Source organism: Bacillus sp. JJ1609, from assembly GCF_036967045.1.
Lineage (GTDB): Bacteria > Bacillota > Bacilli > Bacillales > Cytobacillaceae > Mesobacillus.
In genome coordinates this window covers 16,477-39,773 of record NZ_JBALSS010000012.1, presented here as the reverse complement: position 1 = coordinate 39,773, position 23,297 = coordinate 16,477, and the positions used below count along the sequence as shown (strand labels likewise).

General features: G+C 39.0%; 22 protein-coding genes. 13 read left to right on the top strand and 9 right to left on the bottom strand.

Translation table 11 applies throughout. The features are described from left to right. Window positions 1-4: 4 nt before the first annotated feature. Window positions 5-139, bottom strand: a complete 135-nt coding sequence (sda, locus tag V7654_RS11060) for a sporulation histidine kinase inhibitor Sda (RefSeq protein WP_207499553.1) — start codon at window positions 137-139, stop codon at window positions 5-7. Window positions 140-776: 637 nt separating this feature from the next. Between sda and V7654_RS11055 the strand changes: the two genes are divergently transcribed. The 7 genes from V7654_RS11055 to V7654_RS11025 all read left to right on the top strand — a co-directional run bounded on the left by V7654_RS11055 (window position 777) and on the right by V7654_RS11025 (window position 6,938). Further along, a complete protein-coding gene (locus V7654_RS11055; protein WP_335430386.1) occupies window positions 777-1,910 on the top strand; it encodes an MBL fold metallo-hydrolase in 1,134 nt (377 codons plus the stop codon). A gap of 489 nt (window positions 1,911-2,399) precedes the next feature. Continuing rightward, window positions 2,400-4,040, top strand: coding sequence for an AMP-binding protein (locus V7654_RS11050; protein WP_335430481.1), 1,641 nt, complete (start codon window positions 2,400-2,402; stop codon window positions 4,038-4,040). 207 nt (window positions 4,041-4,247) lie between these two features. Beyond that, window positions 4,248-4,517, top strand: a complete 270-nt coding sequence (locus tag V7654_RS11045; RefSeq protein ID WP_335430385.1) for a hypothetical protein — start codon at window positions 4,248-4,250, stop codon at window positions 4,515-4,517. A 180-nt stretch (window positions 4,518-4,697) separates the two neighbouring features. Then, window positions 4,698-5,393: an SOS response-associated peptidase gene (locus tag V7654_RS11040; protein WP_335430384.1), complete on the top strand. Its 696-nt coding sequence runs from the start codon at window positions 4,698-4,700 to the stop codon at window positions 5,391-5,393. A 107-nt stretch (window positions 5,394-5,500) separates the two neighbouring features. Next, window positions 5,501-5,704 (top strand): hypothetical protein, encoded by a 204-nt coding sequence (locus tag V7654_RS11035; RefSeq protein WP_335430383.1) that lies wholly within the window; start codon window positions 5,501-5,503, stop codon window positions 5,702-5,704. Window positions 5,705-5,773: 69 nt separating this feature from the next. Beyond that, complete coding sequence (locus tag V7654_RS11030) at window positions 5,774-5,980, top strand: DUF6501 family protein (protein ID WP_335430382.1); 207 nt, start codon at window positions 5,774-5,776, stop codon at window positions 5,978-5,980. A 373-nt stretch (window positions 5,981-6,353) separates the two neighbouring features. Further along, on the top strand, window positions 6,354-6,938 hold the full coding sequence (locus V7654_RS11025) for a GNAT family N-acetyltransferase (RefSeq protein WP_335430381.1): 585 nt from the start codon (window positions 6,354-6,356) through the stop codon (window positions 6,936-6,938). Between the two features lie 187 nt (window positions 6,939-7,125). Here the strand turns inward: V7654_RS11025 and abc-f are convergent, their stop codons facing one another. The 3 genes from abc-f to V7654_RS11010 form a co-directional block, all read right to left on the bottom strand. Next, the gene (gene abc-f, locus V7654_RS11020; protein WP_335430380.1) at window positions 7,126-8,856 is read right to left on the bottom strand and encodes a ribosomal protection-like ABC-F family protein; all 1,731 of its coding nucleotides are present in this window, start codon (window positions 8,854-8,856) and stop codon (window positions 7,126-7,128) included. 560 nt (window positions 8,857-9,416) lie between these two features. Then, a complete protein-coding gene (gene yidC, locus V7654_RS11015; RefSeq protein WP_335430379.1) occupies window positions 9,417-10,187 on the bottom strand; it encodes a membrane protein insertase YidC in 771 nt (256 codons plus the stop codon). Window positions 10,188-10,213: 26 nt separating this feature from the next. Continuing rightward, on the bottom strand, window positions 10,214-10,525 hold the full coding sequence (locus tag V7654_RS11010; RefSeq protein ID WP_335430378.1) for a hypothetical protein: 312 nt from the start codon (window positions 10,523-10,525) through the stop codon (window positions 10,214-10,216). Window positions 10,526-10,710: 185 nt separating this feature from the next. Between V7654_RS11010 and V7654_RS11005 the strand changes: the two genes are divergently transcribed. Continuing rightward, window positions 10,711-11,028 carry a hypothetical protein gene (locus tag V7654_RS11005; protein ID WP_335430377.1) on the top strand — a complete coding sequence of 106 codons (318 nt, stop codon included), beginning with the start codon at window positions 10,711-10,713 and terminating at the stop codon, window positions 11,026-11,028. A gap of 36 nt (window positions 11,029-11,064) precedes the next feature. On the opposite strand, the gene V7654_RS11000 is transcribed toward V7654_RS11005, so the two are convergent. Next, window positions 11,065-11,640 (bottom strand): biotin transporter BioY, encoded by a 576-nt coding sequence (locus V7654_RS11000; RefSeq protein ID WP_335430376.1) that lies wholly within the window; start codon window positions 11,638-11,640, stop codon window positions 11,065-11,067. Between the two features lie 202 nt (window positions 11,641-11,842). Here V7654_RS11000 and V7654_RS10995 point away from each other — a divergent pair, with 202 nt between their 5' ends. Beyond that, window positions 11,843-13,375 carry a cation:proton antiporter gene (locus V7654_RS10995; RefSeq protein WP_438825287.1) on the top strand — a complete coding sequence of 511 codons (1,533 nt, stop codon included), beginning with the start codon at window positions 11,843-11,845 and terminating at the stop codon, window positions 13,373-13,375. A gap of 23 nt (window positions 13,376-13,398) precedes the next feature. Here the strand turns inward: V7654_RS10995 and V7654_RS10990 are convergent, their stop codons facing one another. The 4 genes from V7654_RS10990 to V7654_RS10975 all read right to left on the bottom strand — a co-directional run bounded on the left by V7654_RS10990 (window position 13,399) and on the right by V7654_RS10975 (window position 18,082). Next, window positions 13,399-14,130: an urease accessory protein UreH domain-containing protein gene (locus V7654_RS10990; RefSeq protein ID WP_335430374.1), complete on the bottom strand. Its 732-nt coding sequence runs from the start codon at window positions 14,128-14,130 to the stop codon at window positions 13,399-13,401. A 110-nt stretch (window positions 14,131-14,240) separates the two neighbouring features. Then, complete coding sequence (gene pflA, locus V7654_RS10985) at window positions 14,241-14,984, bottom strand: pyruvate formate-lyase-activating protein (RefSeq protein ID WP_335430480.1); 744 nt, start codon at window positions 14,982-14,984, stop codon at window positions 14,241-14,243. Window positions 14,985-15,066: 82 nt separating this feature from the next. Next, complete coding sequence (pflB, locus tag V7654_RS10980; protein WP_335430373.1) at window positions 15,067-17,292, bottom strand: formate C-acetyltransferase; 2,226 nt, start codon at window positions 17,290-17,292, stop codon at window positions 15,067-15,069. A gap of 340 nt (window positions 17,293-17,632) precedes the next feature. After that, window positions 17,633-18,082 (bottom strand): cupredoxin domain-containing protein, encoded by a 450-nt coding sequence (locus V7654_RS10975; protein WP_335430372.1) that lies wholly within the window; start codon window positions 18,080-18,082, stop codon window positions 17,633-17,635. Window positions 18,083-18,224: 142 nt separating this feature from the next. Between V7654_RS10975 and V7654_RS10970 the strand changes: the two genes are divergently transcribed. The 4 genes from V7654_RS10970 to V7654_RS10955 all read left to right on the top strand — a co-directional run bounded on the left by V7654_RS10970 (window position 18,225) and on the right by V7654_RS10955 (window position 23,179). Further along, window positions 18,225-19,424 (top strand): DHH family phosphoesterase, encoded by a 1,200-nt coding sequence (locus V7654_RS10970; RefSeq protein WP_335430371.1) that lies wholly within the window; start codon window positions 18,225-18,227, stop codon window positions 19,422-19,424. A 321-nt stretch (window positions 19,425-19,745) separates the two neighbouring features. Then, window positions 19,746-20,912, top strand: coding sequence for a D-alanyl-D-alanine carboxypeptidase family protein (locus V7654_RS10965; RefSeq protein WP_335430370.1), 1,167 nt, complete (start codon window positions 19,746-19,748; stop codon window positions 20,910-20,912). A gap of 176 nt (window positions 20,913-21,088) precedes the next feature. Further along, window positions 21,089-22,459, top strand: coding sequence for an alkaline phosphatase (locus tag V7654_RS10960; RefSeq protein WP_335430369.1), 1,371 nt, complete (start codon window positions 21,089-21,091; stop codon window positions 22,457-22,459). A 63-nt stretch (window positions 22,460-22,522) separates the two neighbouring features. Beyond that, window positions 22,523-23,179, top strand: coding sequence for a DUF4352 domain-containing protein (locus V7654_RS10955; RefSeq protein WP_335430368.1), 657 nt, complete (start codon window positions 22,523-22,525; stop codon window positions 23,177-23,179). Window positions 23,180-23,297: the final 118 nt, after the last annotated feature.

Below are 23,297 nucleotides of genomic sequence, written 5' to 3'. Positions count from 1 at the left end.
TCAATCAACGGTTCTTAAACGGTTTCAGACCTCTTTTGGAAATTTCTACTTTTAAAATCTTTGCCCATTCTTTATCACTTTCCGACTTTAATGCATCACGATACGAGACCACCAATTGTTCATTGCTCATAATTTTCATTTGCATTCCTCCTCGGTGAGAATGGATTGAATTTTCAAACTATATATATAGTTTCATTTATTGTAAAGGTTTATTAAGGATTTGAAAACCCATTATTAAGATTTTTTTTAGTAAATTTTTCATGTGAATTTTTGTAAAAAAGGCTCTATAAAATTAGACTGTTAATTTCCGCTCCAGGCACTCGCTTTCCGTGGGAAGAATTATGAAAAAGCCCTACTGCCGGCTTTTTCAAAGACCGAATTCTTCTTTGGGCGTCAGGTGAGCCTCCTCGTCGCTTTGCTCCTGCGGGGTGCAAATGATCCACTGGATCATTTCACCTTGGTCTCACCTTGGCCGCTGATTCCGCAGGACTATGAAAAGCTTCCTCGAATCTGCCCACGCACGATGGAAATACGTTAGCATTTTCAGAGGAATCGAGTGCCCTCCGCTTCAATCACAGGTGCTAAAAATCAACATATACCTTTAACATAGCCTATAAAAAAATCCTAAATATATAATCCATCATAGCCACATTATTAATAAAAAAAGCTTGCATTTTAACTATCAACGATTTATTATATACCCATAATGGTATTTTATCGGGGGATGAATACCTGTTGCAAAAAATAAAATAAAAGCTATTCTGGGAGGAATATCAATGGGTATGCAAGCAATTACAGCTGGAAAATTAAATGAGTGGGTTGTTAACCAGAAAGAATTCTTTATATTTGATGTGCGAAATGAAAAGGATTTTGAAGACTGGAAGGTTGAAGGAGAAAACATTCAGTATTTAAATATTCCATATTTCGAATTGATTGATGGTGTGGAAGAAGTCGTTAACCAGCTTCCAAAGGATAAGGATATAGTTGTCATTTGCGCAAAGGAAGGCTCATCCGTAATGGTGGCTGAAATGCTTTCTGAAGCAGCATTCGACGTTTCCTATCTTTCAGGTGGAATGAAATCATGGAGTGAATATTTATATCCTGTCGAAGTTTTTAAGGATGAACAAATCAAGGTATTGCAATTCATCCGTGTTGGCAAGGGCTGCTTATCATATATGGTTTTATCCGAAAATGAAGCACTCGTTGTTGATCCTTCAAGATTCACAGAACGTTATACTGCAGTTGCTGAAAGAGAAAACGTAAAAATTACACACATTGTTGATTCACATTTGCACGCCGATCACTTATCTGGCGGAAAGCAGCTAGCTGAATTGACAGGGGCAAAATATTACCTTATGAAGAGTGAAGGCGCAGTATTTGACTTTGAAGCTTTAGAGCAACATGATAAAATTGAATTTGATCACATCTCTCTTGAAGTATTGGCATTAAAGACTCCTGGACATACCCCTGGTAGTGTTTCGTTTTTTGTAAATAATAAGCTTCTTTTCTCAGGAGATACTATTTTCGTAAACGGTCTCGGCCGCCCTGATTTAGGCGGTAAGGCAGCAGAATGGGCAGAAGACCTATACGAAACTGTATATAGCAAGGTTTCTCAAATTGCTGATGATGTGATCGTATTGCCGGGACATTACGCTGACTTCGATGGTGAAGTCAATGCTGATTGTTTTATTGGAAGTCAATTAGGGTTGATACGAAATCAAAATGAAATGATGGAAGGCAAAACAATTGAAGAATTTGTCGACCATGTTGCACAATCGGCATCGAGTGATACACCTCCAAACTTTGAAGATATTGTCGCAATCAACCGCGGGGTTAAAGAAGTTACTGCAGATGAAGCGATGGAACTGGAAATCGGGCCAAATCGCTGCGCAGTTCACCACACACACTAAGAGTTAAGATAAGAGGAGAGCAATGCTTTCCTCTTTTTAAATCTATCTTCATAAATGGTGGTGTAGACCTTAAAAATTAGTGAGGTGAAAGTGATGGAAGAAGAGTCTAAAAATAAACAATGTGCAGGCGGGTCCTGAGGCATCGGACCAAAGCGTACAGGTGAAGAGGAACCAGGCAAGTTTTCCGGCTTTCCTCCAATATGACCAGCTACGTACGTATGGCTCCTGGCAGGAGTCATTTACTTGATTTCAAAATTATTTTAATGAAGTTCAAAAAGTCCTCAGCGCCCAACAACGATCCGACTATTTTTTAGGGGTCAAAGGCATGATAATTGATTCGAAGCAGGAAAAATCCCTGCTTTTTTTTATGGATTTTAGGAAAGTGGAAGGAATATATTTTAAAAATATCGAATATTCAAACATGTATGTTATAGTTTATGGTAAACGTTTACATAATTAACTTAATTAGGAGGTTGAACGATGGAAAGTTTGCTGCCATACACTGTGGGTGAATTATTAGAGGTTCAGGCCAAAACCTATCCTGATCATGAAGCTGTTGTTTATGCTGACCGAAACCTTAGGATGAGTTATGAAGAATTCAACAGTCTATGCAGGAAAGCGGCAAGAGGACTGATGAAGTTAGGTGTGCAAAAGGGAGAAAATGTATCAGTTTGGTCCTCTAATACACCAGAATGGGTAGTAACCCAGTTTGCCACTGGGAAAATGGGCGCAGTTCTTGTAACTGTAAACACCAATTATCGGACTGCTGAGCTTGAGTACCTTTTAAAGCAATCCGATTCTACTACAATCATTTTAATGGAACAATTTAAAGATGCTTCATATATTGATATGTTGTATGAAATTGTTCCAGAGCTTAGAACAAGTGAGCCAGGCATGCTTGATAGCAGCAGACTTCCATTCCTGAAAAATGTTATTGTGATGGGAGATAAACGTTTTCCAGGAACTTTCAGCTGGCAGGATATCCTGGACATGGCGGATGGCGTTTCAGAAGATGAGCTCGACAGAAGGATGGGAACGCTTAAACAAAGCGACGTAATTAATATGCAATACACTTCCGGGACAACTGGTTTTCCTAAAGGTGTAATGCTGACTCACCGTAATATTGTCAATAACGCTTATAATGTAGCATTAGCTATGAAACTGACAGATCAAGACCGACTCTGCATTCCAGTGCCATTTTTCCATTGCTTTGGCTGTGTGATGGGAACACTTGCCTGTGCCACAGTAGGAGCAACAATGGTACCAGTTCAGGAATTCAATCCAAAAGTCGTTCTTGAAACAGTAGAAAAAGAAAAATGTACAGCATTGCATGGCGTACCGACCATGTTCATCGCAGAATTAAATGACAATGACTTTAATAAATACAATCTGTCATCGTTAAGAACAGGTATAATGGCAGGATCTAATTGCCCTATAGAAGTAATGAAAGCAGTTAATGAAAAAATGGGAGCAACAGAAATAACAATTGCTTATGGACAAACCGAATCGTCTCCAGTCATAACCCAGACAAGAACAAACGATCCTCTCGAATTGAGAGTGGAGACAGTCGGCAAGGCTTTGCCACATGTTGAAGCAAAGATTGTTAAGCCAGGCACAACTGAAGAAGTGCCACGGGGAGTCCAGGGAGAGCTTTGCACACGCGGATATCTTGTTATGGAGGGATATTATAAGAATCCTGATGCTACTAGAGAGGCGATCGATGAAGAAGGATGGCTTCATACCGGAGATTTAGCTGTCATGGATGAAAACGGCTACTGTAGGATCACGGGAAGATTGAAGGACATGATCATTAGGGGAGGAGAAAATATTTATCCTCGAGAAATTGAAGAATTCCTTTACACACACCCTAAGGTCCTGGATGTGCAGGTTGTAGGCATTCCGGATAGCGTATATGGTGAGGAAGTCATGGCCTGGATTATTTTAAAAGAAGGCGAATCGGCAAGCGCCTCTGAAATTAAAGAATACTGCACAGGAAAAATTTCAAAGCATAAGATTCCAAGATATTTAGAGTTCACCCAAAGCTATCCGATGACAGCTTCTGGGAAAATACAAAAGTTCAAGCTTAGGGAGCAGGCTATGGAAGTGGTCGAGGAGCTTAAGAAGGTATAAAATTCTTTAAGTATTGATACAGGCAGCAGAAATGCTGTCTATTTGATTTGGAAATTTTTCTTATGAAATTACGAAATAAAATATATCAATTTGAACGTTTTGTTACAACTGTACTGCTGATATATTATTTATCAATATTACTCCCTATAATATAGTGTATACACTGGCATTTTAAAGTACGATGCACGACTAGGGGGGTATGCTCGAATGAAATGGCTGATAGTGTTCTTACTGTCAATCTTAAGTATATTATTCTTGGAAAAAGGGATTGAACTTTGGACTGTCATCAATCACGTAGATGGTGACGGTATCGGGATAAGCTTCATTGGTATGAGCATCAGCGAGAGGGTCCTAATTGAAAGCATCCCAGCCTATGCACTTGGCTTCACGATTGCTTCGCTTATTCCTATACTGGTTGCAATAAATTTAGCCTTGAGAATGAAGCCGAAAAAGAAAATGGATACGACAAATATATAATTAAGCCGGTGGTTCTACAAGGATCACTGGCTTATTTTTTTGCTCTATTTAACAGTCGGATATTGCTTGGGAATATAAATTCATACGCATGATTCTGTACTCATACAAAAAAGTTAGAGTTTTTTTTTCGAATTAGAAGGGATGTTACTTCCTCATATGGAAGGGAATTATAATAAAAAAATGAAGGTAATGATGGAGGGAACGATTATGTGTGGAAGGTTTTCATTGTTTGAATCCATTGATTCGTTGCAAGAACAGTTTAACTTTGAATATTATGGGGATCTCGACCCTCGATATAACATTGCCCCCGGACAGGATATTTTGACCGTTTTCCATAATGGAGAACGCAGGGAAGGAGTGAAAATGAGATGGGGCTTTATTCCGTTTTGGGCTGATGATGAAAAAATCGGCTATAAGATGATTAACGCTCGCGCTGAAACAGTTGATGAAAAGGCAAGCTTCAAAAATGCCCTAAAAAAAAGGCGCTGTCTAATTCTAACCGATGGTTTTTACGAGTGGAAAAAAGAAGGAAACCAGAAACAGCCTTTCCGGTTTGGGATGAAAGACAAAAAGGCATTTGCCTTGGCTGGGCTTTGGGAAAACTGGAGTAAAAACGGAAAAAAGATTACTTCCTGCACGATCATCACTACTACACCAAATGATGTAACGAGAAGCGTACATGACAGAATGCCAGTGATCCTTCCTGAAGACAAGATGGAAATGTGGCTTGACCGCTCCATGGACAAGACGGATGAACTAAAGAAATTGCTTGTCCCTTATCAGGCAGAATTGATGGATTGTTATGAAGTATCAGCGGCGATAAATTCAGCAAAAAATGAAGGTGAAGATTTGATATTGCCGACCAACAGCCTCTAATATTTTTAATCCTTTTTTTACCGGGATGTTTAATACGAGTATTATTGGTGGTATATAAAGACACAGCCAACACCAAGATGAAAACATCCTGGAAAGAGGAGATTAACATGAATGGATTTACCACAAAAGGATTTTATGAGCTGATTTATAAAAACGAGCGCTTTTCATTTTTACAGTATATTCGCAAAGATATCATTTGTGATGTTTGTTATATAACTTTGAAAAATGTGATCACGGGTGAAACTCTTACATTTGATCGATCAGAAATACGCGGGTTCCAACTCGCGGGTGAAGAAGCTAATGCAAGCTAACTATTGCTAAATAGATTGCCTATTCTTTATACTAGAGGGTATTAGACAAAGTAAAGGAAGTGGCAGCAAATGATTCACCAGAACTGGCACGAACGCGAAACGAACAAAAAACTAAAATGCGTTCATACAGATGCAAAAAAATACATTGTTAATAACAAGCTCACAACTGGTAAAGTGTATGATGTTAAAAATGAAACAGAAGAATTTTATTTCATTGTAGATAACTCTGGTAAAGTCGGCGGTTACTACAAAGAGTATTTTGAAGAAATCAAATAATAGGAGGACTGCTGCAATATTAATGCGGCAGTCCTTTTTTAGTTTTTTCGTAAAACATTGTTGCTCTTGCATCCCTTATAATGAATTTTTCGTAAAGCTAGTCTTCAAAAAAATTAGGCTGTTTTCGTAACAATTGTTGCTTTTAGAGTATTGTTCACTGGAACAAAAGGATGCTCGCTTTCTACCGGAAAAATTATGAAAAAGTCCAACTTCTGACTTTTAAAAGAGCCGAAAATAATTAAGTTGCGTGAAGAAGCCTTTTTACGAAAATCAATAATCATGCGGAAACACCACATTTATAGAATAAAGTTCCCGTCATAATCCGTCAGTGATATGATTAAGTAATATAGATTTATTTGAGGAGTGAAGGAAAATGAAAAAGCATATCAGCCTTGAGGGTCCAACAGTTACATTGGTGCCAATGGAAATGGAGCAGTTGGATGATTTATGGAATGCTGCTAATGCTCAGGAAATATGGGAATATACATCTTCGAAAATTAAGAGCAGGGAAGATATGAAGCTTACAATCGAAGCAGCAACTGGGGAAAGAGAAAAAGGTACGCAGATCCCTTTCGTGGTTTTAGATAATGAAAGCGGCAAGATCATTGGAAGCTCGCGTTATCTAGATCTGTCAGAATCTCATAAAAGCCTGGAAATCGGTTGGACCTGGTATCATCCAGATTATTGGAGGACTAGGGTGAATACGGAAACAAAATTCCTGATGCTTCAATACGCTTTCGAGGAGATGGATAGGAATCGTGTCCAATTTAACACGGATTCAAGGAATTTTCGTTCCCAAACTGCAATTGCCCGTCTTGGCGCGAAAAAGGAAGGCGTGCTTCGTAAACATCGGATAATTTCTGGTGGTTATGTAAGAGACACTGTTGTTTTTAGTATCATTAAAGAGGAGTGGCCAATGGTGAAATCTTTATTACAGGATATGATGAAGAGAATTTAGCCAGGATAAAGAACGGAATAAGCACCAAAAGGCACATCGGTAAATTGCCGATGTGCCGAAAAAAATTGATCCTTGCTGCACTCTTGAAAAATAAAGCACTCTTGTTATCATTCATATCCCTATATTTCGTTAAGCTAAAACTTTATGCTGCAGAAGAGCTCTTGTGTAAAGGGCGTTGTATATTGGGTTACCCTTCTTTCTGTGTATACGTTTTTCTCTTCATCATCAATAAGGAGAGTTTTTGGTCTAGCTCTTTATACTCAGGATCATCCTTACTCATAAAAGAAAGCCTGCCAATAATTGCTGTAATATCGTTTTGAAGGACCATCAGCTGTTCTTCTCTTTCTATATCACTGGAAAAAGAAGGGGCAGGCTGGTTGTATTCCTTTAAGCCTGTTTCTTTTCTGATAATCTTCTCACCATCGATTATGAGGAGCTTTTCGCTGATTTTATTTAGGAAATAAACATCGTGCGAAACAATTAGCATCGAGCCCGGAAATTCCATCAAAGTCTTCTCCAAACTTTCCCTGCTGGCTAAATCAAGATGATTTGTCGGTTCATCAAGGATCAGTAGATCAATATCATTCATGAGCATCAAGACCAGTTTTATTCGAGTTCGTTCTCCGAGGCTTAAACTGCCGATTGGGACAGTAAGCTTTTCCTCGGTCAAGCCAATGTTAGCAAAAATGGTCCTGGCCTTGCTAAGTTCATTGCGGTCAGTTAATCCGGTGTATTCTAACACTGTTTTTGCAGAAGGGAGGTCCGAAACATCCTGGGTCAGGTATCCAATCCCTACCGATTCGCTTAACCAAATATTACCCGAGGTTGCTTCCGCTTCACCAAGGAGCATTTTTATAAGTGTAGTTTTTCCGCTTCCGTTTACACCGATAATCGCCATTCTTTCCCTATAGTTCATATAAAAATGACTCTCTTTAAATAAGCAACGATTTCCAAACCATTTCTCCAGTCCTGATGCTTCTAATATCCTTTTTCCGCGTTTCTTGCTTTCTTGGAATTGAAAGTTAACCCTAGCTGCTTGTTTTGGCTGTTGAACTTCGTTTTTTGCAAGCTCTTGATTCAATCGTTTCATCTTGGATTTAATCTGAATATCCATTTTTTTTGCTTTAACACGATGGTACTCCTTAAAGCCGATTTGTCTTCTTTCTGAACTGCTGCCTTGCTTGGTAGAATCCTTATGGGCTTTTTCTGACCAATTTTTCAAATTGGCAATCTGCTGTTGAATTTGCTCTTTATATTTTTGCTGTGTTACGTATTGGTGAAGCTGAACCTCATAAAGCCTTTGTTTTTCCGCGTGGTAAGCAGAATAGTTACCATTAAACCATTTGGTTACTCCATCTTCAATTTCAATGACCTCATTAATTGTCCGGTCAAGGAAATACCGATCGTGAGATATAATGATGACTGATCCTTTAAACGCAGCCAATTCCTTAATTAGCCATTCAGTGCCATGCAGATCCAAGTGGTTTGTTGGTTCATCAAGTATAAGCAATTCTGGTCTATCCGCCCATACTCGTGCGAGTGAGAGCTTTAATTTTTCACCCCCACTCAAATTCGCCAGCTGAGTTTCATCCCATTCCAAGAGTTTGTTAAGTCCCAGATGGCTCGAGTGCATAAATAGGTTAGACTCTGAATTTGAGAGGGCTTCATCAAACTCATTGACTGTATATTCTGTTGATTGTTTAAGATATCCAATGTTTATCGTTCTGCCGAAGGTTTCAATAAACCCGGCATCTGGCAAGTAATTTCCATTAATAATATGAGCTAACGTTGTTTTGCCAGAGCCATTGTTTCCGACAAGTCCAATCCGGCTGCCTTCCTTGATTTCAAATTCTGCGTTTTTGATGATCGTTCTGTCATTAAAGCTCTTCTGAATACCTCTTATTTTCAACAATGTCATAAAAACTCCACCTTTCTTTTTTGCCTTGTTAATTAAAGGTGAGTATTTTATCCATCAAAAAAACCTCCCTATAGTTACCCTGGAGGTCTGCAAAACATTCGCATAAGATTTACTATACACAAAATAAAGCATGATACTGTATATAACAGCATGCTTAAGCTGGCATATAAACCGATATGGAATGGTAAAATGGGCAGACTAATCCTATTTCCGGGCAACACGTTTTTCATATTCGAAAAATCGGGCAGAAAATAAGATTAGTACTTCATCGGCTCTTTACCATTCCTTTCAATATCATTATCTCAAAGTATAGCTTCCTGTAAAAATAAATGTCAACTATAAAATTCTTCTGGAAGGCTACCTTGAAAATATGAGTCTCCAATAGTTCAAGGTAAACAGCTCGGATATACCGCTTAATGTCTTATTTCAGGGTGCGAAGCCTTTGCATGAGTGTAAGTGAAGAAAAATATTGGTGATTTGGGAAATCAAAAGTTAGGTTAAAACTTGCCAGCAAAATGAAAAAGCCAGGGAAACCATGTCCCTGGCTTTTGTAGATACGATTATATTTGTTGTTCAACTTTGATTAGGCTTTTTTGTCCGCCGTACATCTTCCTTGCCAGCAAATTTTGTGCAATGAGTAATATCCCGCCAACTGTCCAATAAAGTGGAAGGGCAGATGGGGCGTTCAAAGAGAACATGACGATCATAATTGGTGAAATCAGCCCCATGAACTTCATTTGCTTTTGCTGCTCCATTGTCATATTCGATTGAGAGACTTTGAATTGCAAATAGTATATCAATCCCGCTGCAACAGTAATCCATATATCTGAATGTCCAAGGTTGAACCATAGGAATGAATGGCTTGCAATTTCAGAAGAACTTTTTATTGCATAGTAAAGTCCCATTAATATAGGCATTTGTATCAGCATTGGCAGGCAGCCAACAGATAGAGGATTAACACCATGCTTCTGGTACAACCCCATCATTTCCTGCTGTAATTTCTTTTGCTCAGCGGAATCCTTTGTACTTTTTATCTTTTTCTGAATCTGATCCATCTCTGGTTTAAGGACTTCCATTTTTTCTTTCATATTCTGCTGGTTTTTATATTGCTTCAGCATAAGTGGCATTAAGATTAACCTTATCATTAAGGTAATGAAAATAATCGCCAATCCAAAACTCCCACCAGTAAGGCCGGCAAAAACGTGAATCAGCCATCCGAATGGGTTGACAAATGTTGACTGAAAGAAAGAGCCATCATTGGTCATTGACTGGCATCCTGCTAAAAACATTGGGGTAAATAGTAATAAAATCATTGTGTAAAGTTTTTTCATTTTTCTCCTCCTGATATTGATCTTTGTCAGTAAATAAGAGAGAAAAATGAATGATCTTCATCACCAGGATCTATTTTTATTTTTATTCGTTTAAGTCTCAGCAGCTGGATTCTCAATCCTAGTTCAGCTTGATTTTTAAAAGCTGTTTCAGAAACTGATGGTTTGAATTTAATATTGACTACATAGGATTCACTGAAATAGGTATCACTAACAATCCAGAAGGCGGAAATTGACATGCTCAACAGCAGGGCCAAATAAACACTATATAATCCAGTCGCATCTATGGACTGGGTGTACACCTCAAGCAGCATGCCTTCACCTCCGATTTCCCAGCTCATTGTATAAGTATATTTCATTCCAATGCAGTAATCAATTTGAACTTTTATCCTATACGTAATAATGATCTAAAAGGTTTCATTTCCAAAGATTGTTAAAGGGAGTGTGGTTTCAAATACTGGAAAATGGGCTAATTATATAGGACAATCCTTCAAATAATGCGCCTATTGAAAGGGGTAGCAAAAAAATGAAAACCGTATATGGATTAATGATCAATTCAGGAAGTGCTGAGGAGATGCTGTGGGATCATGGAGTATGGGAAACAGAGGAAGCAGCTAAATTATATATAGAAACTGAAATGTCAAATATCAGCGGGATATGGATCGGGGAATTGAAGGTGAATGATTCCATTACTGAAGCGGCAGAGAATGCCGGCGATGAGATGGTTGAATGCTCGTTATGTGGAATAGAATATAATGGGGAAGACGTTAATTCAACTGATTATGATGAACCTGTATGTATTTATTGCGAGCCTGGATATAAGGAAAATATGAATATTGCCTAAAAAAGAACAGCCATGGATATGATCCATGGCTTTTCCTTAAGCTGATTTTGAGAGATTTGAATGTGGAACAAGAAGTTTTGCTGTTTCAAGCCTGTTGCGGACAATGATTCCAATCCAGGAAGCCAATGCTGCTTTAATAACTCCCACAATGATAAAAGGTGCAAAGCCGCTTGTGAATGCCGCAGTCCATGACATTTCCAGTGCGATCTTCAACCAGACTGTTCCAAAAATAAGAGTGATCAGCATACCGATTGTATTTCCGATCATGGCATTCATAAAAGTAAAAGAAGTCTTTTCAAGCACCCAGCCAATGATGAAGGCCGCTGGGACAAAACCAACTAAATATCCCCCGGTTGGTCCTACAAGCTTTGAAAAACCGCCAGAGAATTCGGCAAAAACGGGTACACCGACTGCACCGATAAATAGATAAAGCAGAACTGAGATAGTGCCATAACGAGATCCTAGTATAGTAGCGGCTAGACCGATTGCCAATGTTTGACCAGTGATCGGCACAAGCGGAAGCGGAATCGTCATTTGAGCCAAAACACCGATAATGGCGGCGAATAAAGCGGTAATGATCATCATTCTTAGTTTCAGCTGTTGTTTGTTCATTCGTTTGTTCTCCCCTTTTGTTAACCTTTATGTATTTTAGTTTACATATTGACTTTAATATTCACAGATTTTTTTGTCAATAGAAATTAATTATTATCTTTTGGTTAGGGGAGAATCTATACAAGAATAATAAAAAAAGGGGGTGTATTATTTGGTAGATTTAAATCTGCATGAAATATTTAAAACTGGTCTGTTTTTGGTTATGATTGCAGCGGGTACAACGGCCATTGCCAAAAAGGTGAAGCAACCCTATCCAATTGCATTAGTAATTGTTGGGGCAATAATCGGGTTATTGAACGTGAGCATGCTGGAACCCTTAAAGCTGTTTATCACTGAAGGTGAGATTTTTAATTTTGTCATAGTCACTTTATTTCTTCCTGCACTACTGGGGGAAGCAGCCCTGAAGCTGCCATTTTCTCATTTGAAAGATAATAAGGAGCCTATTCTTGCTTTAGCTTTTGCAGGAACCTTGTTGTCCTTTCTCATTATCGGTTTTTCTGCTTACTATTTACTTGGATTATCATTATCAGCTGCCTTCGTTTTTGGAGCGCTAATGAGTGCGACTGACCCGGTTAGTGTATTGTCTATTTTTAAAAGTGTTGGTGTAAAGAAGAGGCTCGAAGTAGTAATCGAAGGGGAAAGTCTATTCAATGACGGCCTAGCTGTCGTCCTATTTAAAATCTCAGCCTTTTCTCTGATTACATATTTAGACGCTGGCTGGTCTGGACTTGGATTAGGCGTTTGGGATTTTATCAGGGTAATTTCTTTAGGATTGATTATCGGCGGAGCTATGGGATATGGATTCTCAGTATTGACAAAATATTATGATGATTATCCACTAGAGATCATCTTTAGTATCATTTTGTTTTATGGATCTTTTTTAATTGCTGAAAGTGTTCATGCTTCTGGTGTAATAGCAGTAGTTGTAGGGGCTTTGATTTTTGGCAATTTCGGAGCAAGGATAGGGATGAGTCCAACTACGAAACTTAATATTAATAATTTTTGGGAAGTTACAGCACTTTTAGCCAATTCTATTGTCTTTTTAATGATTGGACTGGAAATTACAAGGATTGATATAAATGATAAATGGGGAATGATTATAGGAGCAATTATTATCGTCCTGATATCCAGAAGTGCAGCGGTATATCTAAGTATGATTTCTGTAAAAAGCTTCAGCACCAATTGGAAACACATCCTAAATTGGGGAGGCCTTAAAGGTTCATTGTCCATAGCACTAGTATTAAGTCTTCCTAGAGATTTTCAAGGAAGAGAGAATTTGTTAATCCTTGCTTTCAGCGTTGTCCTTTTTTCCCTTCTCGTGCAGGGACTTTCCATAAAGCCGCTTATTTCATATTTGGGAGTCAATATGAAAGACGAGAATCATTCAGAGTATGAAAAAATCCTTACAAAGCTGTACAGGTATGAAAAAGCTATTGATGAGATAAAAAAAGCTAAGGGTAAATATTATTTAACAAAAACAATGACAGATGAATTCTTGGCTAATTACCAATTGAAGATGGAAATAGCGATTGGAGAACTTGAAGAACTGTTCAAAATAAACCCTAAATTAAAAGAAAAGCAAATGGAAATCTTAATGAAATTTGCCTATTATGCTGAACACGAAGCAATTGACAAACTTTCTAAAGAAGAGATAATTTCATCCGTAATTGCAGATTCTGAACGGAAGGAAATCACTGAGGCTTTAGTAAAATTAACCCATAAACTAAAAGACTGACACACGGTGTCAGCCTTTTTCTGCTATGCCCAATAGGTAATAGTATCTAAAATTCCGAGAATGATTAAAAAATACCCTGCAATCTTCTGGATAAGGATGCCAAATTTGCGGCTTTTCTTCATTAAGGAGCCATCAAGACCTATAAATGAAATGATCCCTGCAAAAATGATGACAGGAATTGAGGTGCCAATCGCAAAAATTGACGGCAAAGCAGCCCCGTATGACGAGCTAAGTACAATGGGCATAAGGGTGAAATAGAATAACGAAAACATGGTGGGACAAAACGCAATTGAGAAGCTTGCTCCCATTAAGTAAGAACCAGTTCGTCCATTTCCTTTCCATTTTGGCAAGAGCGTTGTTAACCTAGTTAGCCAATTAAGTGTCAATACGCCGATAAGAGTAAATCCAATCAGAACGAATAATGGCCCCATAAGCTTCCTGAACAATGAAAAAAAACCAGGCAAAATCTCCTGGAAGCTTTGGCCGATTAACCAAAAAGCCATTCCAAGCAAAGAGAAAACGGTGATTTTTCCTAGGATGAAGTAGCCTATATCAACCCATTGACTTCTTGTTTGCAGGCTGCGATTCCCATAATATGTGATGGCTCCAAGGTTTCCTGTCAGCTGGCAGGGTGCTAGGGCACCGACCAGTCCCAGCAAGAAACTCGCCAAAATAGGAATTTGTTCTGTTTGGTTAACCAGTGTAAAAAATGGACGGCTTAAGAACCGGCTGATATCATTGAAAAACTGATACATAGAGAAACTCCTCCACCTGCAGCTGATATCTTAATCATACTTGATAAATATCAAAAAGGTGTGCAGAAAAAAACAGCAAGACAACTTTGTCTGCTGTTTTTCATAACCTATTAAACTATTCGAACCTTGGCTGTCAATAATTCATATGCATTTTCAACTTCAGCATCGGCAGGAGGTTCAACGTCCTTTAAAGGATATTCCAGCCCTAGAGCCTCCCACTTGTAAACACCAAGCTTGTGGTACGGCAAAACTTCTACCTTTTTAACATTTTCAAGGGTTCCAATAAACTCTCCCAATTGAGTGAGGTCTTCGATATCGTTTGTCACTCCTGGTACAAGGACATGCCGTACCCAAATGGGAATATGATGGTCTGATAGGTAGCGGGCAAATTCAAGAATATGGTCATTAGCCATGCCTGTAAGTTTAATGTGCTTTTTCCTGTTGATTTGCTTCAAATCCAATAAGACTAGGTCAGTATATTTCATTAACTCCTCCAGTTGCTCCTGAAAGAGGGGCGCACTTGAAAAGCAGCCACCTGATGAATCAATAGCAGTATGGATGCCTAGCTTTTTACACTCCTTGAAAAGCTCTGTAATAAACGGAATCTGCAGCAATGGCTCACCACCACTGACAGTTATGCCCCCGCCTGATGATTGAATGAATGGTAAATAGGTAGTTAAATCATCGATGATTTCGGAAACAGCCACCTGTTTGCCAGTGCCGATCTCCCAGGTGTCTGCGTTATGGCAAAATTGGCAGCGCAGCAGGCACCCCTGTGTAAAGATAACGTAGCGGATTCCTGGTCCGTCGACAGTGCCAAATGTTTCGATAGAATGAATGTTTCCGTTCATGATGATTGCTCCTTTCTGGTAAAACAGGAGTTCCTCAGAGTAGGAGGGAACTCCTTGTTCTCCGCCGCTTTCATACGGCTATTCATTACATAGATTCATGGAAAGTACGGTTGATTACATCCATTTGCTGCTCGCGTGTCAGCTTGATGAAGTTTACTGCATAGCCAGATACACGGATGGTCAGCTGTGGATATTCTTCTGGGTGTGCCATGGCATTCATTAGAGTTTCTCTATTAAACACGTTAACATTTAAATGATGGCCATCTTTCATTGCGTAGCCATCGAGGATGGATACGAGATTGCTTGTGCGGCTTTCTTCCTCTTTTCCAAGCGCTTTTGGAACGATGGAGAAGGTGTTTGAGATTCCATCCATAGCATAGCTGTATGGTAGTTTTGCGACAGAAGACAGGGAAGCAAGAGTTCCTTTTGTATCCCGGCCATGCATTGGATTTGCTCCAGGAGCGAATGGCTCGCCAGCTCGTCTTCCGTCTGGTGTATTTCCGGTTTTCTTACCATATACAACGTTTGAAGTAATGGTAAGGATTGACATTGTATGCAATGAATTGCGGTAAGTTGGGTGCTTACGCAGCTTTTTCATAAAGGTTTTTACGATTTCAACTGCGATACTGTCAACGCGGTCATCATTATTTCCGTATTTAGGGAAATCACCTTCAGTTTCGAAGTCAACTGCAATGCCATTTTCATCGCGGATTACTTTAACCTTCCCGTATTTTATCGCGCTTAAGGAATCGGCTACGACGCTTAAACCGGCAATTCCTGTTGCCATTGTGCGAAGGACTTCAGTATCATGAAGCGCCATTTCGATTCTTTCATAGCTGTATTTGTCATGCATGTAATGAATGATGTTCAAAGTGTTGATATAGAGGCCTGCGAGCCATTCCATGACGTTATCGAATTTTGACATGACTTCATTATAGTCGAGAACTTCGCTTGTGATCGGGCTGAAACCTGGTGCCACTTGGATTTTAAGCTTCTCATCAACACCGCCATTGATGGCATAAAGCAGTGCTTTTGCTAGGTTTGCACGTGCACCGAAGAACTGCATCTGTTTTCCGATTTCCATTGCTGATACACAGCAGGCAATTCCATAGTCATCGCCATATTCAGGGCGCATCAGGTCATCGTTTTCATATTGTATTGAGCTGGTTTTAATCGACATTTCCGCACAATACTTCTTAAAGTTCTCTGGAAGGCCAGGAGACCATAAAACAGTCAGGTTAGGTTCAGGAGCAGGTCCCAGATTATCTAGTGTATGAAGGAATCTGAAAGAGTTTTTCGTAACAAGTGACTTGCCGCAATGCGCCATGCCGCCGATTGATTCCGTTACCCAGGTTGGGTCACCGCTGAACAATTCATTATAATCAGGTGTTCTTGCGAATTTTACAAGTCGGAGCTTCATGACGAAGTGGTCGACCAGTTCCTGTGCTTCTTGTTCAGTCAATGTGCCGTTTTGCAGGTCGCGCTCGATGAATATATCCAGGAAGGTAGCCACACGTCCTAGGCTCATTGCCGCACCGTTTTGCTCTTTTATTGCAGCTAGATAAGCAAAGTAAACCCATTGGAAAGCTTCTGTTGCGTTAGAAGCCGGCTTAGAAATATCATAGCCATAGCTTTCAGCAAGCTTTTTCAATTCATTTAATGCACGGTATTGTTCTGAAATTTCCTCTCTAAGGCGCATAGTGTCTTCTGTCATGACGCTGCTTGTCAAACCGTGGTCTTTCTTCTTTTGCTCCATAAGGAAGTCAACACCATACAGCGCAACACGGCGGTAGTCCCCAATGATGCGTCCGCGTCCATAAGCATCAGGAAGCCCAGTGATGATACCAGCTTTACGTGCCTGGAGCATTTCCTTTGTATAAACATCGAACACACCCTGGTTATGTGTCTTGCGGAAATCTGTGAAGATTTTTTCAACTTCCTTATTCAGTTCATAACCAAATGCTTCACATGCAGCCTTAGCCATGCGAATGCCTCCGAATGGCTGCATTGAGCGTTTAAATGGCTGATCGGTCTGGAAGCCAACAACCTTTTCTTTTGCTTTGTCCAGATATCCTGGGCCATGAGATGTGATGGTTGACACGACTTCTGTGTCCATATCCAAAACTCCGCCATTCTCGCGCTCCTGTTTTGTTAATTCCAGGACCTGCTGCCACAGAAGGTTTGTTTCCTCAGTGGCTCCTACCAGGAAGCTTGAATTACCTGTATATTCAGTGTAGTTATTTAAGATAAAATCTCGAACATTGATTTCTTCCAGCCAAGTACCGTTTTTAAAACCTTTCCACTGTTCCATTTTAAGTCACCTCAGAAGTAATTATTTATATAACAGTTATCACACTTTCATCATACTATGACTATAACAGTTTGGGTGTGACAATATTGTGAAATGATGAACAATGTGTGAATATCAATTGAAAATGTGTTTTTTGAATATTGTCCAAGTAAACTGTATTATAATTATCTATGACTTTATGGGTTCTGTTATATAAGAATATGTATGATAAATAATACTATCAGGAAACGTTGCCACTATGGATGTATTGTTTTGTATGTTTTGTGTCAAATAGAGGAGAAGGGGAGATAAAGAAAAAGAAAAAACAGGATATGGAATCCTGTTCTTAGAAAGGAATATATTAATCAACCACAATGTAAGCGATCATCGGACCGCTGTTTTCTGCTTTAGTGTGTATCATGCAAATAAGTCTATAGGTTCCTTCTTTGTCAAATTGCAGAGGAACGACTGTTTCTTCCCCCTTTTTAACAATACCTTTAATATCTGTACCTTCAATAATGAATGGGTGTTCTTTTCCATTAACCCCTAAAATTTTTAATCGGACTTTTTCTCCTTTTTCAACAAAGATGGTTCCTGGGTCCCAACGATAGGCCTCAATTTCTTTTCCATCTTCTGTTGATGATTTAAATTCACCGGTTACCAGGTGAATCTCACGGATTGTCTCTTTTTGCTGGCTAATAGCTGGAGTGGCATCCGACTTGAAGTTCATCCAAAATGATCCAATTATAGCAAGAAGAGCAAGTACGCCCACTAAGTATAATGCTCTTTTTTTCACAACGATGAAATGCATATTTTCACCTCCTTTTTAAATATTTATGCTCGTCCATATAAAGAACTTGTCTAAATTTTTCAGGTTTCTATGTGTTTTTTTAGAGGAATAGTTTGAAACCAGTAAACAAACCATAAATTAGAGAAAATGTAAGGAGGAAGCTATGTACCGTTTATTCACACATAACGATCTGGATGGAGTTGCCTGCGGGATTCTATTTAGGCTTGCCTTTGGAGAAAGAGTGGAGGTTCGATATAATTCGGTTTCTGGTCTAAACTTTCAGGTGGAGCGATATTTTGAAAGAATGAATGACAGAATGAAGAAAGAGGATTTATTGTTTATTACTGATCTGTCAGTCAATAGTGAGATGGCTGAAAAAATAAATGAATTTGTTTTAGCTGGAGGAAAAGCAAAGCTGATTGACCACCATAAAACAGCTTTGCATTTCAATGATTACACTTGGGGCGATGTTAAAGTAGAAGACCAAAACGGGACGCTAACAAGTGCTGCTTCGCTGGTATATGAATATCTAGTTAATGAGAAGCATTTGCAAAAAAATGAGTCAATAGATGAATTTGTAGAACTCGTCAGGCAGTATGATACATGGGACTGGGATATTCTCAAAAATTACAAGGCGAAAAACTTAAATGATTTATTTTTTATGATATCGATAGAAGATTTTGAAGAACGGATTGTTCCTCGTCTCCAGACAGGAGAGCATTTTGAATTTGATGAATTTGAGCAAAAACTGCTGGAAATGGAAGAAGATAAAATTGATCGATATATTAGAAGGAAGAAGCGTGAAATTGTACAGATAAACTCAAATGGACTATATGGGGGGATTGTCCACGCTGAATCCTACCATTCTGAATTGGGTAATGAACTAGGGAAAGAATTCCTTCATCTGGATTATATAGCCATTATCAATTTGGGAGGCAAAAAAATCAGTTTCAGGACCATACATGACAATGTAGATGTTTCAGCTGTTGCAGGAGAGTATGGTGGTGGTGGTCACGCAAAGGCGGCTGGATGTTCAATGAGCGGTGAAGCATATACTCGCTACATAGATGAAGCCTTTCCTCTCGATCCTATCAGACAGGATGCAGCAAGAAATGTTTATAACCTCAAGGAATCAAAGAATGGCTGTCTTTATGAGAATAGAGAAAGGAATTTATTTTTGATTTATGCTGAGGGAAAGGAATATTTTGTGTCGCTAAGTAACAATGATAAATTAGGGCCGTATGAGAGTTTTTCCGATGCAGAGCGTCATTTGAAAAGAGATTATGGGGCAGCTCTAGCCAGAGATGAGATATATGTGCCTTATCTTGAATCAATAGTATTTAAACACGTCATTACTAAATAGCCCATCAAGATTTTCTTGATGGGCTTATATTTTGTGATCCATTAACGGCCTTGTCTGAAGATATAGAAGAGAATCTCTAAGGCATTGATTGCCTTTTCGCAATGTTTAAAATGCCCGGCAGCATTTTCTTTGCCAAAGCAATTCACCAACTCAAAAACTCCTTTTTTAACTAATTTCGCCCCAAAGTTCACTGGTTTTCCGCTGAATTTTAACTATAATGCTTTAATATTCCATTATTATTAAAATTCAATAACTTTGCAGAAATCTAGTTATATATTTGCTAAAATTATACTCGGAGACTAGGATAATGGATGTGTTTGAATGAAGAAATTAATAATACTTTCTATATTGATCATGTTTGGATTTAATACCTTAAATGAACCTGTACAGGCTGAAGATGATTTCGCTGAACTAACGTCGGAGGCTGCTGTATTAATGGACACACAGTCGGGTGCGATACTCTTCGGTAAAAATGAAGAGGTGAAAATGTATCCTGCAAGCCTCACTAAGATTGCTACAGCAATCTATGCAATTGAAAAAGGGAATTTGAATGATCAAGTAATAGTAAGTGAAAAAGTATTAAATATAGATGGAACAAGGGTATATTTAAATCCAGGTGAGCAAGTGACTTTAAGAAAGCTTATCCAGGGTATGTTGATCAATTCTGGAAATGACGCTGCACTAGCAATCGCAATCCATCTGGACGGGACGATGGAAAAGTATTCTCAACATGTTAATGAGTTTCTTGAATCCGAGGTAGGTGTAAAAGCAACACATTTTGTTAATCCGCACGGTTTATTCGATGAGAATCATTATACAACGGCTAAGGATTTAGGCATGATCTTGAATTATGCGATGAAAAACAAGGATTTTCGTGAAATCTTTGGAACAAAACAAATGAAATGGGATGGAGAATCCTGGGACACAACTATTTTGTCTCACCATCGGATGCTAAAAGGAGAAATCGCCTATCCAGGAGTTAGCGGAGGAAAGACGGGATTTGTTGACCAGTCCAAGCAAACATTAGCGACTACGGCTGAAAATGGCCAGCTTAAATTAACTGCAATCCTGTTAAAATCAGAATATAAAAGGAAAATATACGATGACACAATTAACCTGTTTGACTATGGATTCGCTAATTTTAAATCCTCTCAGGTCAAAAAGGGTGAAGAATTCACAAGCGGGAAGCTGCGATTCATCTCTAAAGCGGATACTTTCTTGACTGAACCAATTGCCGAGGGCAAGAGAACTGTTGACTCAGATGGAGTATTGTCTATCGAAAAAGGAGAAGGTAAGGTTATCCAAACCGTTGAACTGAAGCCGATAATAAAGAAAAAACTAGAAGTAAAGAATACTACACAGAAGGCAGAACAGAGCGGGGTATTGTCACTTAATTCTATTGTAGGTGGTATATTGCTTTTGCTTGCTGCCGGTGTTTTGGTATTGAACCGGAAACAAAAAAGAAATAGAAGGTATCGAAGCAGGTAATCATAGCCTGCTTTTTTTATTTTCATCAGAAATTATTTCCCTTATATTCCATAAACAAGATTGTAAAGGGCGATGTAACAATTAATTAACCTTCTTTTACATTCATTTAATGAGAGATTAATAGACTGTCTTTATAGTAGGGAAGTGGCTTAAATAACTTATCTGGAGGTCTTGGAATGATTAAAAAAAACTTTAAAAAGAAGATTCTCCCGTTCGCTGTACTTTCCACTGTAGCGTTCGGCAGCTTAGCAGGGACATTTAATGCAAAGGCGGAAAATGATGTAAGTGATAATCGTGCAGAAATTAAGAACGTGATTTTCTTAATAGGTGACGGCATGGGTAATTCATATACATCAGCTTATCGTTATTTAAAGGACAACCCTGAAACACCTGAAATGGAAAAGACCGAATTTGATAAGTATCTTGTTGGAAACCAGATGACATATCCTGAAGATCCTGAACAGAATGTAACTGATTCTGCTGCAGCAGCAACCGCGATGTCTGCTGGGATTAAAACATACAACGCAGCGATCGCTGTTGATAATGATCAAAAACCAGTAAAAACCGTTCTAGAAGCAGCAAAGGAAAATGGCAAGGCAACTGGACTTGTTGCTACATCTGAAATCACTCACGCAACCCCTGCTTCCTTTGGTGCGCATGATATTTCAAGGAAAAACATGAATTCGATTGCGGATGATTACTATGATGAAATGATTAACGGCGAACATAAAGTGGATGTAATGCTTGGTGGCGGATTAAGCAATTTTGTACGCCAGGACAGAGACCTTACTGGTGAATTCAAAAAAGCTGGCTACAGCTATGTTACAGACAAAACGCAAATGCTTAATGACAAAAATGGAAAAGTCCTTGGATTATTTGCTGATGGCGGGATGCCTAAAATGATAGACCGCGAAGAAAAAACTCCATCCTTAGCGGATATGACTACCTCTGCGATCGAGCGTTTAAACCAGGACAAAGACGGGTTCTTCCTGATGGTGGAAGGCAGCCAGGTTGACTGGGCAGGCCATGACAACGATATTGTTGGCGCTATGAGCGAGATGGAGGACTTTGAAAAGGCTTATAAGGCTGCAATCGAATTTGCGAAGAAGGACAAGCATACTCTGGTTGTTGCAACTGCTGACCACTCTACAGGCGGATATTCAATCGGAGCAGACGGTGAATATAACTGGTTTAGTGAGCCGGTAAAGGCTGCAAAACGGACACCTGACTTCATGGCTAATGAAATAGCTAATGGTGCTGAGGTTGAAGAAACTTTGAAGAAATATATCGATCTTGAATTGACTGCTGAAGAAATCCAGTCAGTAAAAGATGCGGCAGCTACAAAGAAGGTATCAACAATTGATAACGCTATTGAAAAGATTTTTGATGGCCGTTCCCACACAGGATGGACGACTGGCGGACATACTGGTGAAGATGTTCCGGTATACGCTTTTGGACCTGGAAAAGAACGCTTCTACGGACAGATTGACAACACGGACAATGCTAAGCATATTTTTGATATCCTTGAAAATGGCAAAAGAAAATAAACATTAAATCTCCCGCCGGGGCCAAGGCCACGGCGGGAAGTTTCTTAGAGAAGGGGTTTCTCAATGAAAAAATATCTCACGTTACTTTTAGCTTTTTCAATTTTATCTGGCTGTTCCGCAGCAGCTCATGAGGACTCCACTAAAGAAACTAAAGCTGCTGGGGCTGTTAAAGCAGTTGACGAGCCGAAAACCCATAATATCTATGTGCCCAATCCTCAAGTAACAGATGATAGTACTTTAAAAAAGGCAGGGGACACAGTTACTGATCGAAAAGGTGAACTTACTTTAAAAGCAGTCAAGGAAGTAAACAAGCATTTAACTTTAGGCGGTATCCAATATACGATAAAGGACATTAAGTTGCTGCATTTTGTTCCTGACTACAGCATGATTGATTTTTTTCATCCATACACGCATGAAGAAGAATTCGATTTCGTAAAGATGGGAATCGAAATTGAAAATACTTCAAAAGAAAACTATCATTTCGCTCCCGTAGCGTTAATGAAAGTCAATGGATCCATTCACAAAACATGGGAAGATGATTTTTACCTAGAGGAATTGAATGGGGAAATCGCTGCAGGTCAAATGAAAAAAGGGAATGTCGGGTTTATTGTTGATGAACTGGATGGACTAAGCGAAGTTGAAATTATATCTGGTGACCTAGTGGGTGATGACAAAAAGAAAAAAGCAAGTCCAGTAAGACTGGCAATTCCTATTAACTGAGTAAAACAAAGCCATGGGTTATCCCATGGCTCTTATTTTTGTTTAAGAAATTATTTATAAAATAATAAACTTGTGGATAAGTATATGTATTTATCTTAATCCAGCTCCAGCGCCTAGC